Source organism: Acetobacter sp. DsW_063 (genome assembly GCF_002153745.1).
Classification (GTDB): Bacteria; Pseudomonadota; Alphaproteobacteria; order Acetobacterales; family Acetobacteraceae; genus Acetobacter.
The window spans coordinates 1-13,830 of sequence record NZ_JOPL01000004.1; the positions used below are offsets into that span (position 1 = coordinate 1).

Sequence of the window (13,830 nt, forward strand, 5' to 3'; positions counted from 1 at the left end):
CGTCCCGGTATCCCGTAATTCTGGACGAAAATTCCCCAGTCCCGAACGGTGAAAAATTTGAACATCGAAGCCCATGCGACCGCACGCGTCAGGCCCGATTGCAAGGTAAGCCCCGACCAGCTCGGATGGCGGTGAACCACGACAGTGCGCGGATCGAGCGCGGAAAACCCGCTCTCCGGCACGGCGCCCGCGATGTCCGGCGTCACAGCGTCGCCTGCGTCGTCGCGGATCTTGATGGTCTCGCCGTCCTGCCAGGAGATATCGAACCACCGTTGCGGCCGGAAGATCAGACGCTCGGGCGTATAATTCCCGGCCTCGGCGCGCCACTTGATCGCATGGACCGAAAACCCCTTGCCGATCGCGTCAAGCATATCGAACAGCGACCGCCGCAGGACGCCACGCTCGATCCAGTCGCGCACAAACTGCGCCTGCTTCTTCTGCCGGACGGACGGGCCGGCGTCCGTGACCGTGATGGGCAACTGCGAAATCGAACGCTTACGGGTTGCCAGAACCCCCAGGTAATGAAGATCGCGCGTCTCGATCTCTTCGCAAAACGTCTGCCATGCCTGCGAATTGCCCTGCGCGGCGTCGGTCAGAAGCGACCCGAGCAAACCGGGATCGATGTTGCCGATCGGTGTCGTATGAATCGCAGGCCGCGACCCGACGACCGTTGCGTCGCCCACCGGCCGCCGCAACAGCGCCGCCGGGATCTCTTTGCCATATTGGTCGAGCAGCGCCATCGTCACATCCTCTTGCGCGTCACAGCCTCACGCTGCCGCGCAACCCGTAAAAATCCCGCCGCCCCGCACGCTCGGCCGCGATCTCGTCCTCGATCGGCCAGTCACGCGTGATCGGCGTCTGCGTCGACATCGCGAAAGGCGAAGGCGCGGGCACGTAGCCATAGGCTTCGACCTCGCTCCGTCCGGCCGCAACCGCCATCGCCACGGCGACAGCGGCGTCTCCGTGACGTTGTGAGCCTTTTTCGCCAGCCCGCTTGTCCGGCACCCGCGCAACGCCGCGCACAATCGCCAGCGCCCGAATGTCGTCATGGATCTCGCGATCTGCCGGCAACGTCAGCGCGCCGTCTTCCAGCGCCGCCTTGAACGGCGGCATATTCTCCCGATACCAGGGCTCGGACAGCATCACCGCCTCGACGCGCGCGCCGTAACGCTGGACCGTGACCTCGGCGAGATACTGTCCGTTGCCGCGCGCATCCATCTTGCCGGCCCGGAAAAGCGGCAGGCGGTCAAGCAGGTAAAACAGAATCTGCCGCTGCTGGTCGAACGGCACGTTTCGCAGCTCCAGCACAAGAGCCGTGCGTCTGGTCAGATTGCGCTCCAGCGCCAGAACCCAGATCACCGTCAGATCGCCCGAGCGCCCGAAATCCTCGCCGAACACATGCGGCGTTTTCGGGTCGAGCGCGTCGAGCACCGGCCACAGCTCCCGCTCACAGAACCGAAGCGCCTCGCCGGACCGCGCGCTCTCCGGCAACACGACGAATTCCGAATCGCATGACCAGCGCAGGACCGGCGTCGCAGCCACCGTCCTCGCCTCGATCAACGCAAGCGGGATGAAGGCGCCCACAGACGGGCTCGGGATGCAGAACAGCTCCTGATCAGCCCCGTCGCCATACTGACGAATAATTTTCTCACGCCAGGCGTCCTGTCCTTGTTCCGACCACTCAACGCCGGTGCGCAGGCAGATCGTCTTGTAAAGTCCCTGCTCCAACGCCTCGTCAAACGTGATGCGAACTAACGCATAGTCGGGATGACGACCGGCCCGGATACCATTAACCAGCGTATTGAACGGGTTCTGGTCGCCGTTGTGCGACGAAACGACGACAAGTCGGCCACCCCAGATCAGCAGCGCCATCGCAGCGTCCAGCACCGCTTGCAGATCGTCGATAAACGCAGCCTCGTCGATAATCACCAGCCCCTGTTTCGATCGAAACGCGCGCGGCACGGACGGCAGGCCCAGAACCTCGAAGCCAGACGCAAAGTCCAGACGGAAAATCTTCAAGTCCTTATCCGGATTTTCCGGGTCTATGAACAGGCTCTCACCGATCTCGGACGCCGGGATTTCCAGAATGCGCGCATGATCGGCCGTGTCGGACACGAACTGGCGCGTCATGTCCTTTTCGAACCCCATGTAGAACACATCCATGCCGCCCGCCTCGCGGCTGGACGACGCCACAAGCGCCGCCAGCCAGGAGACGCCCCACGACAGACCGATGCGTCGCGATTTCTCGATGACCGTGACGTCATGCGACATGATCGTGTCGATCGCCGCCCGCTGATAGGGCAGGAGAGGCCACTTTTCCGCTTCGCTCATTTCAGCCCCAGCACCTTCTTGCGAATTTTGTCCGCCGTGTCGGGACTCAGGCCGCGCTCCTTCATCGCGTCCGACAGCCGCGCCTCGGTTTCCTTTTTCACCTGCTTTTCGATTTCATCGCGTATTTTTCGCCTGTTCTCCGCATCTGACGACGCGCTGCTGGTCAGACTTTCGAGCGCCTTGGCCAGCTGCATGATGCCGCCGGGGTTGCCCGCGAGAGCAGCCTTGCCTTTCGCGTCCGTGTTCTCGGCCTCTGCGTTGAGAAAGAGATCGAGTATCGCAGTGTGCAGCAGCTCGATATTCAGGGCCGCCGAACGAGACGCGGGTTCATGTCCAAGCTGGCGCACCAGCGCTTCCGTGACTGTCCGCGAATGCCGCAGCTGTCGACCGACCGCGTCCAGCCCCTTGACGTGACGCCCCAGCGCCGAGCGGCTGATCTCCGCTACATCCAGTTCGCGCAATGCGGCCAAAATTTCGTCAATCGTGTGACCGGCGCCACGAAGCCGCCCGATCTCCTCCCGGATCTCGGGCTCCAGCCGATCAACGGATGATGGACGGTTCGACATGCGTCAGGACGTCAGGCGGCGACCGACGCCCTGAATCGTCTGTTCGCCCTGGGCGGCGCGCTGGCCACGGTCGGTAAGAACGACCTTCCACAATTCGTCGTCGCCACGCGGCAGCTTTTCGACGCGCACGCAGCCGCGCGCTTGAAGAAACGTCAGATCATCGCGCATCAGATCGTGGTCGGTGTCCCGGCCGGTCGCGATCACTGCGCGCGTCAACACGTCCTCGTTCAGCATGTGATTGGCCATTTCATGCAGGCTCATCAGAACCCGCAATCGCCGATCTTCCGCGATCGACCTCGACACATTCATTGACTTTTCCTCTCGATATGACCCTGCACGATAACCCTGACCATGTCCGTCGTGTTGCGTCCGCTTTCGCGGACGCTCTCCAGCGTGGTTTCGATCCTGTGCAAAGAACTTTTGACGTCGCCCTCAAGCTCCTTGACGCGCTCGACGAGCCGCGCGTGACGCGCGAACTCGAAGATGGCCAGAAGCATGACGACGATGAAAATGACCGCGCACACGACCGACAGCGCGAGCATCCCGCTGGTCATGACGGCTTAGCTCGCGGCGGAGACGTCACTGGCGGGAACCGGCGCATCCGTGCTGGAGACGGGGACGAGAATACCCGCGAGATCAGCGACCGCAGCCTTCAGGTGCGTCACCACGGCGTCCTCGGTCGGAACAGAGACGCCAAGCGCCGTCGCCAGAGTCCGGAACTCAACAACCGCTGCAGCGAACACAGGGTTATCGCTCTCGAACTTCGCATATGCGGCCGTCAGGTTGTCGATGCCGCCATCGATCGACGTCACGGCGGCTTTGACCGCTGTCTGCGCGATCGTCTGGTAGGTTTGCAACTTGCTCCCGGCGACGCTCGGGAGAATGGCGTTCAGGATCGGATAGACCGTCGCAAGGACAGTCGCTAATTTGGACGACATATTGGGAACCTCGTTATTAGCGCTGCGTCGGCGCCACGCTGATAAAGGCCGCCTCCCGCCGGAAGCGGCGAAACTTACGCCGCCGCCCCGATCGCCTTGCGCCCCATAACGACAGCCATGTTCACGCGGTCGTTCAGCCGAACCAGCCACCCTCTGCCGCTGGTCCTGAAATCCGACATCTGGCGATATGCCTGTTCCTGCCGTGTCGCGAGCGCGAAGATCGTCAGAAGCCCGCGAACGCCAGACGCATGGACCGCCCGCAGCGTGACAGGCCCGATCACACCGTCATCGCTTACTCGGAGCTGACGTTGCAGCGCCCTGGTCCAGTCGTCGTCGATACGCTTGACGAGATCGGCGTCCGAAATCCTGTCGCTCAGATCAAGGAGGGGCGCAGTCATCTGACCCGGATTGTGGTCGTAGCCAACGACGTCGGCGAGGCACGCGAGCGCGCCATACACCCCGGCGTTGAACCCGTAATCGAACATCATCAGATCGACGCCGCTCAGCAGTCTGTCGCACCACAACGGGCGCCAGTAACGCGAGATCGCGATATCGCGCGCGGCCTGCTGGCTCAGGGCCTTCATGACGTCGGCGTCGACGATGGCTTTCGACCCCAGCCATTCGACCAGGACAGGCGCGGAGATCCCACGCATCGTGCCGATCAGCTTCCCGACGCCGATGCGTCCGCCTGTCCAGTTCCCGGCGTCATTCCGCCTGCACTGGTAAAGCCCCTCGCGCAGTTCAGTGAAGGACAGGCATTGATTGAGGTTCGATTGCATGCGGGCAACGTGCCCGCGAGCGCCCTAGACGCTAATGCTCAACAACTTGAGCATTAGCCCGACGGCGTATCAGAACAGATCGGGCTGGCGAGGGTCGACGGACCTCTCGCGGGGCGGTCGTCCGCCTCCGGATTTCAGCAGGGCATGCACGCCCTGAAATGTAATACCGGCGCGTTGCGCCATCTCGTTAACCGTCATGCCCATCCGCGCATAATGCGCGACGCGCCATGATTTGCACGTCGGGACAAACCAGTGCAATCCCCCATGCCGCGCACAGATCGCCCGAGCCACGTCCTCGCCATACAGCGACGCCAGCCGCGATCCGTCCGCCTTCATAGGCACGGTCAACCGCTGCCCCGCGCAGCTCTCAAGAAACTGCAACGCCACGTCGTCACCGACAGCGTCCACCAGCCATGAGATCGTATGCGGGGCGGAAATTGTCATTGAACGCTCAACACCGCCTGAAAACATCCGCGCTCCGCCCAGAACTCTCCGGTAGGGTGCCGCAGAATATCATCGGCGTTTACAACCAGATTTCGCGTTTCACGGTCGAACAGGCGCGACAGCACACGATCCATGGCGCCATCCAGAGACCACCGCACAAACGAATTATATACGCGCCGCCAGGGCAGCCCGTAATCCGCTGGCAAGTCGCGCCACATCATGCCCGTCCGCAGCACATGAACGATCGCGCTGACGACCGCCCGTTCGTCCAGCCGCCGCCGCCGCGCAGTGGGAAGGGCAATCATGACTTCGTCGAGCTGCTCGTCGCTCAACCAGAATGCAACGGCGTCCGACGCCACCCGCTGATAACGTCCACACATTTCATCAACCTTTCGGGCCGAACATATCCTGATACGCCCGCCGCGCATGTGACCGGCACTGCGCCGATATGACCCGGCCATGTTCCTCAAGCCGCGTCAGAACGGCGCCCACACGCCCGATCTGGGTCTCAAGCAATCTGTCATAATCGGCCGAGCCACGCAGGGCGGCATCGTTCACGATCCGGGTAAGCTGCTGAGTCTCGATCGAGAGTCGATTAAGTATGTCCCTCTCGGCCGTCACCAAATCCACCATATTCAGCCCCTCGTCGCGCCACGCACGACATAAGCCCGCCGCAACGCCGCCTCATGCGCCTGCGCCGCCGCAGTCATCTTTTCGCGGTCCAGCATGTTCCGCACGCCCGCGTGCGATACACCGACCGCCCGCCCGATCGCCGACAGCGACGCCCCGGCATGGCGCATCTTCATCGCCCGCTCCCGCATGTCGGGCGTCCAGTCGATCCGTTTACCCTGCACGCCGCTCATGCCGAACCGCCCGCCAGACGCTGCCGCCACGCCTTCAGCGCCTCGATCACCTTGGGCGCCGTCGTGTCATCCAGAAATTCTGGAGCCGACACCTGCGCGACGCGCTGCACAAATGCTCTAAGCGCCTCGTCAGAGCCCTCTGAGCGAAGCATGGGAGCCATCTCACGCCAGATCGCATAAACCTTGCGCACGCCCGGCTTAGCCGATAGCGGGCGCGATGCTCCCGCCTGGACGCGAAACCCGAGCCGCTGCATTTCCGCCAGCACGTCATGCAGCTGGCCACGGCTCATGTCCTTGCACGACGACCGGTTTGTCACGCGCGCCAGCACGTCGCGATACGCGTCCTCATCCAGAGCGAGCTGCTTGCGTGCGACATGGATCTTCGCGATCAGCGACGTCCGCCCCGGCTGCGCGCGCACGTCGTCAAGCATGTGAGGGCGTTTCGTCATTTCATAAGCTCCATGATCATCTCGCCGCACTGTTCGGCGGCCTGTGCGCCCGCACGGTCGTGATCGAGCTTCTTCAGCATCAGAATCTCTATGCAGACCATCCGCGCCTCCAGCAGAGCCAAGCCGCGAACGTCGCCAAAAGTCACCGGACTCCTGCCGGACGGGCCGAAACCAGCATCCTCCCCGCTCATGAGCTGACGCCGATCATTCTGGTTTCGCCGATCGCAGCATGTCCTTCGCCGCCTGAAACGCCAGTGTTCAGGACGACTTTCGATCCCTCGCGAACCCCCTTGGTCTGCGCGGCATGCGATCCGTTAACATCCCGCGCGCTCCGCCCTTCGTAGGATGTCGTCGGTCCTATTTTTTCTCTCTCAAATCTGTCGACCAGTGCAGACTCGTGGCCTCCTACGGCCATCGGCTTGAGATTCTTCATGCAACCAAATATCCAGCCCTCACAGAATTTGTCCGCCCGGCCGATACGTGTGGTTCTCTTAATTCTTTTATTCTGCGTTCGCAGAAATTCGCTACGAGCCTTTTGAAGAGATCGTGCGAGAAAAATGTAGCTGTAATCTGCGACAGACGTGCGGGCGGCGTTTCCGTAAAAGAAAACCTTGTGATCGCTTGTCACGACGCGCACTCCAAAATTATGAGAAACGCAAGTCAGGAGACTGACCATCCAGCGCGGTGGATTGTGTGGAGATTTCAATTCCTTTTCCGAAAGAGTCATCTCGATCGATGAAAGATCGAGATCGTCCTGCGTAACCCCGGCTTCCTCCATCAGCTTCTGCGCCATGCTCAGCGCCGAAGCCGCCTCATGCGGGTTCGATGATTTAGAGAGCGCGAACAATTTCTTGATCCGCTCCAGGACTGATTTATCCATGTCCGCTCCTACAGCGACGAAAACTGCAACGTGATGGGCTCCCATCCGTCAGTGTTCTTTTCGCGTCTGTAAAACCGCAGATACTCGCGCGATCCGGCCTTTTCGATGCTGTCCGCGATCGCCGCCCGCACGTCATCCCATCGGGGATGCGACAGCCTCAGCTTGCGAACCTGCGCAAGCCTGTCGACGTTGATCTGCCCCGTCCGCTCATCTCGAATGAACGCATTGGCCAGCAGCAAGCGGATATCAGGCTCAAGCCCCTCGGTCAGATCGTCCAGCACCTCATTCATCAGCGCCTGGGCGGCGAGGATCGATCCGTTGACACGCTGATAATCGGCGACAGTTAACTCGACCTTCATCGTTCCGGCCATGTTTTCGACCGTAAATCCGCCCCGTGAACGGCTTGACGCTTTCGCTCGGTACAATGCGAGCACCGTTTCTGCATACCGGTCGGCTTTCTGCTTCATGCCGCGCTTCTGCTCGATGATCAGCTCCTGCAACGCCAGCGCATCAGCGACCATCTCTTCCGCCGTGTCGTTAGCCAGCAACATCGACGGATTGACCTGGGCGCGCGGCCAGAACCCGCCTCCAGACGTCATGACCATTCCCTCGGGCACTACGGGTTTTTCCAAAACCTCACTCATCCCAAATCCCTCCTGTTCATTCCCTGAAAATACGACATAAGGTTTTCACGGCCCGTCATGTTGACCCGCAGCTTTTCCAGCGCCTCGACTGCGACCTGATCCGTTTCGTGACCGGTAACGCCGGGGATGTTGTAGCCATCTCCCTTTCGGCAAACCTGAAACGCCAGCTTCATCGCCTCGCGCTGACCACAGCAGATCGGCAGCATGTTGTTCGGAAATCCGACGCCGCGATCGAAGTGAATGCGTCCCGACCGCGTAGCCCACGCGGTCCATATTTCGTCCTGCTTGCGCGCCATCAGTGGACCGTCCGATCGGCCTTCGCACTCTCCGGCGCAGGCACAGCTTCGCGAATGGCCTGAAGAATGATCAACCCCCATATTGCGCGCGGGATAATGCTTTGAAGCGCCTCATACGCTTCGTCGAAAGACGGCGTGTGCGGCGGTGCATGGTCTACGAGAATCGCCTTCCCGACGACCGCCGCATGCTGTCTCAACTCCCGTGCGATCGACACAATCGGATCGCCGCCAGCGGCGCCCAACTGCTCGGCGTAAGCGCGCACCAGAGCTGACACCATCGTCAAAAGCCGCTCTTCCCTGATGACGCCGCATGTTTGCCCGGACCCGCTCATGCCATAACTCCCCGAAGATCCACGATCTGCGCCGAATGGCCCGGCAACCGAGCCTCCTCCAGCAATTCATCGCTCAGAGCACGCACCGAGGCCTTTGCGGTGCGCAACTGCCGTCCTGCGTCCAGCAGGTTTGCACCAAGCTCGCGCAGCTCCCCGGCCGTGAGCGTCAACGGCTTGTCGGCCTGAGCCAGCAGCAGCCCCACCGAAACCAGCTGATCCGCCATGGGCGCGTCGCCGTTCAATGCGTCAATTCTCCCTGACACCATCACCATTTCTCCTCCAACGCCGCGATTACGTCTCGAACCAGTGCTCTCTCCGGCAGAGCGGTCAGGAAGGCGCGGATGCCTCGACGCACAGCAGCGCCCACCGAGACGCTGACCTTCTCGCCGTCTGTCGTTTCATGAAAAATCTCGACGATTTTTTCGTTCTCGCTGATTTTCTCTCCGCTCATGTTGCGTCAGCCTCCTACCGCCGGAAGCTCGCCACTGGTCAACTCTTTCCACGCATCCCCAAGATCCCGCATGGAGACCTCGTCGCGATCCGAAGACCTCGCCAGAACACGCGCGTAATTCAGGGTCTTCGTCATCTGGCGCAGCGCGCCCGGCTGCATGGCGATGAACCTGCAACGGTCACGGATCTCCTGATCCGACAGGCCGCAAGCATCGAGCACCATCGCCACATCCTTGACCTGTGAACGATCGCGGCGCTTGCGCATGCCGATACGGCTGAAAATCATGGCGTGACTTGTGTCGCGCCCCATACCTTCAATGCGACGACGCAAAGGCTCATTCCCGATAAACACAACGCCAATCCGCGCCTTGTCGTGAATGGTGCGCAACTGGTCGATCGCCTGCGTGGTCAGGTGCTGCGCTTCATCGACAATCACCAGCCCTCGCGTGCCAGTGACCCGACGCACGATCGCCGCAAGTCGGCGTTGCTGCGCGCCGCATTCGACGCCGATGACGTCGCACAGTTCGCGCAAAACCGCATTGGGCGTCTGCATGGATGGATCGGCCGTGAGAATCCAGACATTCGGATTCCTGCGCTGATGCTCTTCCGCCGCGTATGTCTTCCCGACGCCTGCGCCCCCGGTGATCAGACCCATATCCGGCGTGGCCTGCGAATACTCCATCACCGACCGGAAGGCGGATGCACTCGGAATATCCAGATATTCCAGAGCCTGAGGCGCAGCTGCGGTGACCTTCTTGCGCGCCTTGTGCGCCGAAATCCATGACGACACCTTCGTGTTGACCGTGTCGGTCCGCCCCGCGTAATTCCCCTTTAGCCACGCCGCCAGCGTCGAATATCCGATATCCGCCTGCTCTGACACCGCCTTGACCGCAAGCCCCTCGGCGTCGATTACCGCCTGCAATTCAATCCGCAACGTGCGAGCGCGCGTTTCCTCATCCGGCGTCGAGACGCCGGTGGCCAGATTACTAATTTCTGTCATTACTTGAACCCTTCTGGGCAATACTTGTTCTCCGATCCGGAAACACTCGCCGGATCGGTCGATATCAGCCTCTCAACTGTATGACATTGCGCACCCTCGTATCGCGCGCCTCTTCCTCCTCCTCGCGAGCAATGGCCGCAGCCTCGTCCTCGACGATCGCCAGAGCCGTGTTGCCCTGGACCACCGGCCTGAAAGGACGGACCACCTTCGCCTCGATTTTCTCATCTTCCGCCGCGATTTCTTTCGAATACGCAGCCTGCAGTTCACCGAGCGACAGCGTTTTCTCGGCTTCCAGCATCTCGCGCGTCGCGCGCATGAACTTGCGTCGCGCCTGTCCATGCTCGCGCGCCGCGTTTGCGTCCGCGAACCCGACCGCCTCATGACACTCGGCTGCGCCCAGATAAACGCCGTCGAGCCGATATACGTGAAGATCGGCCTGCAAGTTCTGCGGATCGAACCGGACGACGACCTTCTGCCCGCGCAGCGGCAACAGAAAATCCGCCCAGAACCTGTTTTCCTCCAGCTTTAACGTTCCGTCCCGGCGATCAACCCGGATCGCTTCGGCCGCCATCAGCCAAAGCCTGCGCTGCTCCGCCGTCGCACGCGTGATCGGAGACGCCGCATATGACGCCGAGAACGCCTGCTGAAAGCTCAGCTTTCCGCCACACACCGCCGTCCGCCGCCCGATTCTCGCGTTGTGCTCGCGTATCCCACCGGCGATCGTCTGAAGAAACACATCCAGCGGGACGGCCTTGCTCGCGTAATTCTCGGGCTTCGCCATCGGCGTATTGCCCGTCCATGCTCCCGCGAAATTCGGATGCTTCGCGATATTCTGGGCGAAGTCTCGAAAGCAACGCTCGATCGGCTTGGACTGGCCCGAATACGGGGTTGTCCAGTGAACCTCGACGCCAAGCTGCGTCAGGATGCCCACAGGATCGTCGTCGCGGATCTTGAACCGGAAACGGTTCTCGATTCCGCCCGTCAACCACTTCGACGCGAAATTCCGGCCGTTATCGAGGTAACAGAAAGACGGGATGCCGAACTCCTCGACCATATCGCCAAAGGCCAACCTTACCGCTTCCTTGTTTTCAGACCTGTCGACACGCCATGACAGCACCATGCCGGAATACAGATCCTGAAACGCCACCATGACCGGTCGCCCGATCGTGCCGTCGGGCCATTTCACGAAAACGTCCCATTTGTGGCCGTCCGCGTTGACCGCTTCCAGCGCATGGAAGCATCGCCGGTCTCGCTGCTGCGCCGGATACATCCGCTTGAGCGCATCCACACCCTCGCGCGCCAGAACCACCAGCTGCGCAGGCAGCGCCTCGATGCGTCGCTTGAGCGTCTTTTCAGACGGCAGCGACCAGCCCATGCCCGGCGCATCCTGTTCCAGCCTGCGATAGCAGTCCGAGAAGCGCGGACGCTCCAGACGCAGATAATCAGCCTTGATCCGCTCCCACGCCTCGGGCGAACACTCCGCCTTCTCGATTTTACCGACGTAACGCGGCGCCAGAGCGGCCAGCCAGTCCCCGCGCGCCACTCCGTGCAGGTCGCGATACCAGTTCATGATCGTCGTGCGACCCACGCCCTCCAGTCGCGCCACCTCCATGACGGCCAGAGATTTGCGCGTCCCGCTCATGACCAGCGCCTCGACAGCGTCGATCACCTTCAGCGCCGCTCGCGCACGATCCTTCAGCGCGTCCGGCAGCGACTCAAAGCGCCGCCACATATCCGCCCGCTGGCGATCCTGATAAATCGCCTTCCCCTCGACGCTCTGAGAAGCATTTAAACGCATCATCAGAGCCGCCTTGGCCTGCAATGGCAAAGCGTAAGGCGTAAACTCATACCCACCGCCGCTCCCCTCGCGACGACGCCACGTCTGCCCCTCGCGCTCGGGCGACATCCAGTTTTCGACGTTGACGCGCTCCTGCATGCCGCGTTTCGTTCCCGGCACGCCGGGAAGGCGCATCTCGGCCAGCTCCGCGACCGTGAACCACGGAACGATCTCCGCCGCCGTCAGGATCGGCGACGCGCAAGACATGGCCTCGCTCATTGCCATTCCCCATCGTCAAAATCCCGCACGCCGTCGCCAACAGCGCGCGCCGCACGCAGCCAGAGCCACAACACCGTAAGACCCGAAAACCCGACCGACACGCCGAAAAGCGTCGCCATGACTTCAAGAATTTTCCAGACCATCTTCATCGTCCGATCAATCCGACAACCTGGCCGCAACCGCCGCCATTCCAACCGCACACAAAACGGCTACGAAAATCACCGCATCCCGCGTCGCACCGACGCCCGCAGTTCACGCTCGCGCCGCCCCAGCGCAGCCCTGTGCTCCGCCATCGCCGCCAGCTCGACGCATGGCAGGTAATGCCGGTCGATCACCGCCCAGCCATGGTCGCGCGCCACAAACTCCAGCAACCGCCGATCGCCCGTCGCCGCCACCAGCGCATCGAAACGCGGAACTGAAATCTGATGATCCTCACGGGCGACAGACGCATAGGCGTTCAGGACGTTGACCGAGATCGTGCGGCCCATATGCCGCCCCATCCGGTCCGCGATCTCGGCCCGCGAAGAAGATGACGTATCCAGCGCGATCGAAATTGCCCGCGACAAACGACCCGAGAAACTATTCGCTCGGATCACAAACGGATCGAACTCGACGACCGCTTCCGGTGGCTGCCAATCAAAAAGCGAGGCCTGCCCGCTGGCCTTGATCGTTCTCGTCATACCCGAGAGACAGCGCGCAACCGCATGTCCTCCCTGACAATGGCGAGAAAGGTGGCTTCATCAGCGTCCAGCGCATAAAGCACGTCGAACAGAAGCCCGAGCGAGATGCTTTTCTCGCCAACCTCGATCTTGCCGATGCTCGCGTAATGGCAGCTTACGCTCGCTGCCAACTCCTCCTGGGACAGGCCGATCGCATGTCGAAGCCCCGCGATTTTTCTCCCGATGAAATTGTCCAGATCAAGGTTCGACTCCCGGCGGCTCCCGGACGGACGACCGCGCCCCTTCTTCTTCATCTGATTCATGCGGCCTCCTTCCGGATCGCGCCGGGCAGGGATGGAGCCAGATATTCCAGAAACCGCGCCTGATCCGCCGCCGACGCCTTGCGCCAAAGCCCCAGCAGCTTCTCGTAAACCGTCTGCGGCGGGATGGGCGGAGCCTTCGTAACTTCACGCACAGCGTCGCCGACGCTGCGAAGGCCCGGATAATCGACGATGCGTCGCGCCACCTGACGCTGCATGTCCGGCGCCAGTTTCACCAACGCGTCGAGCTGCGCCCCGCTATCCGCCAGCCACGTCGATGCGATAAGGTCGCGGACATCTGGCGGGATGCCAGAATGGCGCTTAACAGCTCTTTCAATCGTGTCCTGAGAAATTCCGAGACGGTCCGCCGTCGCCTTGTTGAAGGCGGGGATCAGTTCCGCAAGCTTGCGGAACTGGTCTGATTTCCGATCGCCACCATTTTTCGTCTCCGGATGCATCTCCTCATAAACTCGCTTGCGCTCAGCCAGAAAGGTCGCCCGATCCAGCGCCGACAACTCGCGGCGACACAGATTTTCGTCGATCTCCAGCAGTCGCGCCTTCAGATCGCTCGCCTCAAGCACGATCGCAAACGCGCTCTCCTTGCCCGCGATCTCTAGCGCCCGCATGCGATGACCGCCCGCGATCAGGGCATACACAAATCCCTTCTTCGCCAGCTTGCTCGGCAACTTCCGCACCTCGACCGGCGTCCGCTGCCCTTCTTCCGAGATCGAGGCCGCGATCAGCGCCGCGTAATCCTCGTCGATCGCGCGCAGGCGGTCGCTGACATCGATCTCCGAAAGCGGGATCTCGATGACGTTCATGC

General features: G+C 61.7%; 25 protein-coding genes. All 25 read right to left on the minus strand.

The features are described from left to right. Window positions 1-740 (minus strand): DUF935 family protein (locus HK28_RS00110; RefSeq protein WP_143217263.1); only part of this gene is annotated, 740 nt, incomplete at its 3' end. Window positions 741-759: 19 nt separating this feature from the next. Then, complete coding sequence (locus tag HK28_RS00115; protein WP_233140262.1) at window positions 760-2,331, minus strand: hypothetical protein; 1,572 nt, start codon at window positions 2,329-2,331, stop codon at window positions 760-762. After that, window positions 2,328-2,897 carry a DUF3486 family protein gene (locus HK28_RS00120; RefSeq protein WP_086642600.1) on the minus strand — a complete coding sequence of 190 codons (570 nt, stop codon included), beginning with the start codon at window positions 2,895-2,897 and terminating at the stop codon, window positions 2,328-2,330. The genes HK28_RS00115 and HK28_RS00120 overlap by 4 nt, the downstream gene beginning before the upstream one ends. Before the next feature lie 3 nt (window positions 2,898-2,900). Next, entirely contained in the window at window positions 2,901-3,206 is a 306-nt protein-coding gene (locus HK28_RS00125; RefSeq protein WP_086642601.1) for a hypothetical protein, read from the minus strand. After that, window positions 3,203-3,451 (minus strand): hypothetical protein, encoded by a 249-nt coding sequence (locus tag HK28_RS00130; protein WP_086642602.1) that lies wholly within the window; start codon window positions 3,449-3,451, stop codon window positions 3,203-3,205. The genes HK28_RS00125 and HK28_RS00130 overlap by 4 nt, the downstream gene beginning before the upstream one ends. Before the next feature lie 6 nt (window positions 3,452-3,457). Then, window positions 3,458-3,835, minus strand: coding sequence for a hypothetical protein (locus tag HK28_RS00135; protein WP_086642603.1), 378 nt, complete (start codon window positions 3,833-3,835; stop codon window positions 3,458-3,460). A gap of 74 nt (window positions 3,836-3,909) precedes the next feature. Further along, on the minus strand, window positions 3,910-4,614 hold the full coding sequence (locus tag HK28_RS00140; RefSeq protein WP_086642604.1) for a glycosyl hydrolase 108 family protein: 705 nt from the start codon (window positions 4,612-4,614) through the stop codon (window positions 3,910-3,912). Between the two features lie 69 nt (window positions 4,615-4,683). Continuing rightward, a complete protein-coding gene (locus HK28_RS00145; protein WP_086642605.1) occupies window positions 4,684-5,058 on the minus strand; it encodes a hypothetical protein in 375 nt (124 codons plus the stop codon). Next, window positions 5,055-5,438, minus strand: coding sequence for a transposase (locus tag HK28_RS00150; RefSeq protein ID WP_158093333.1), 384 nt, complete (start codon window positions 5,436-5,438; stop codon window positions 5,055-5,057). Before HK28_RS00150 ends, HK28_RS00145 begins: the two co-directional genes overlap by 4 nt. 4 nt (window positions 5,439-5,442) lie before the next feature. Continuing rightward, on the minus strand, window positions 5,443-5,691 hold the full coding sequence (locus tag HK28_RS13875; RefSeq protein ID WP_158093334.1) for a hypothetical protein: 249 nt from the start codon (window positions 5,689-5,691) through the stop codon (window positions 5,443-5,445). 2 nt (window positions 5,692-5,693) lie between these two features. Further along, the gene (locus HK28_RS00155; RefSeq protein WP_143217264.1) at window positions 5,694-5,951 is read right to left on the minus strand and encodes a hypothetical protein; all 258 of its coding nucleotides are present in this window, start codon (window positions 5,949-5,951) and stop codon (window positions 5,694-5,696) included. Next, entirely contained in the window at window positions 5,918-6,370 is a 453-nt protein-coding gene (locus HK28_RS00160; RefSeq protein ID WP_086642608.1) for a gp16 family protein, read from the minus strand. The genes HK28_RS00155 and HK28_RS00160 overlap by 34 nt, the downstream gene beginning before the upstream one ends. Continuing rightward, a complete protein-coding gene (locus HK28_RS00165; protein ID WP_086642609.1) occupies window positions 6,367-6,561 on the minus strand; it encodes a hypothetical protein in 195 nt (64 codons plus the stop codon). Before HK28_RS00165 ends, HK28_RS00160 begins: the two co-directional genes overlap by 4 nt. Continuing rightward, the gene (locus HK28_RS00170; protein WP_158093335.1) at window positions 6,558-7,250 is read right to left on the minus strand and encodes a DUF2786 domain-containing protein; all 693 of its coding nucleotides are present in this window, start codon (window positions 7,248-7,250) and stop codon (window positions 6,558-6,560) included. The genes HK28_RS00165 and HK28_RS00170 overlap by 4 nt, the downstream gene beginning before the upstream one ends. Before the next feature lie 8 nt (window positions 7,251-7,258). Next, window positions 7,259-7,894 (minus strand): DUF3164 family protein, encoded by a 636-nt coding sequence (locus tag HK28_RS00175; protein ID WP_086642611.1) that lies wholly within the window; start codon window positions 7,892-7,894, stop codon window positions 7,259-7,261. Further along, window positions 7,891-8,190 carry a hypothetical protein gene (locus HK28_RS00180; protein WP_086642612.1) on the minus strand — a complete coding sequence of 100 codons (300 nt, stop codon included), beginning with the start codon at window positions 8,188-8,190 and terminating at the stop codon, window positions 7,891-7,893. Before HK28_RS00180 ends, HK28_RS00175 begins: the two co-directional genes overlap by 4 nt. Next, window positions 8,190-8,522 carry a hypothetical protein gene (locus HK28_RS00185; RefSeq protein WP_086642613.1) on the minus strand — a complete coding sequence of 111 codons (333 nt, stop codon included), beginning with the start codon at window positions 8,520-8,522 and terminating at the stop codon, window positions 8,190-8,192. Before HK28_RS00185 ends, HK28_RS00180 begins: the two co-directional genes overlap by 1 nt. Then, window positions 8,519-8,794, minus strand: coding sequence for a hypothetical protein (locus tag HK28_RS00190; protein ID WP_233140263.1), 276 nt, complete (start codon window positions 8,792-8,794; stop codon window positions 8,519-8,521). The genes HK28_RS00185 and HK28_RS00190 overlap by 4 nt, the downstream gene beginning before the upstream one ends. After that, complete coding sequence (locus HK28_RS00195) at window positions 8,788-8,973, minus strand: hypothetical protein (protein WP_086642615.1); 186 nt, start codon at window positions 8,971-8,973, stop codon at window positions 8,788-8,790. The genes HK28_RS00190 and HK28_RS00195 overlap by 7 nt, the downstream gene beginning before the upstream one ends. A gap of 6 nt (window positions 8,974-8,979) precedes the next feature. Next, the gene (locus HK28_RS00200) at window positions 8,980-9,972 is read right to left on the minus strand and encodes an AAA family ATPase (protein ID WP_086642616.1); all 993 of its coding nucleotides are present in this window, start codon (window positions 9,970-9,972) and stop codon (window positions 8,980-8,982) included. A 64-nt stretch (window positions 9,973-10,036) separates the two neighbouring features. Then, window positions 10,037-12,028 (minus strand): transposase domain-containing protein, encoded by a 1,992-nt coding sequence (locus HK28_RS00205; protein ID WP_158093336.1) that lies wholly within the window; start codon window positions 12,026-12,028, stop codon window positions 10,037-10,039. Further along, window positions 12,025-12,177 (minus strand): hypothetical protein, encoded by a 153-nt coding sequence (locus HK28_RS13880; protein WP_158093337.1) that lies wholly within the window; start codon window positions 12,175-12,177, stop codon window positions 12,025-12,027. The genes HK28_RS00205 and HK28_RS13880 overlap by 4 nt, the downstream gene beginning before the upstream one ends. Window positions 12,178-12,246: 69 nt before the next feature. Beyond that, a complete protein-coding gene (locus HK28_RS00210; RefSeq protein ID WP_086642618.1) occupies window positions 12,247-12,708 on the minus strand; it encodes a hypothetical protein in 462 nt (153 codons plus the stop codon). Further along, a complete protein-coding gene (locus tag HK28_RS00215) occupies window positions 12,705-13,010 on the minus strand; it encodes a helix-turn-helix domain-containing protein (protein ID WP_086642619.1) in 306 nt (101 codons plus the stop codon). Before HK28_RS00215 ends, HK28_RS00210 begins: the two co-directional genes overlap by 4 nt. Continuing rightward, a partial coding sequence (locus HK28_RS00220; RefSeq protein ID WP_086642620.1) for a ParB N-terminal domain-containing protein occupies window positions 13,007-13,830 on the minus strand: 824 nt, incomplete at its 5' end. The genes HK28_RS00220 and HK28_RS00215, both read right to left, overlap by 4 nt.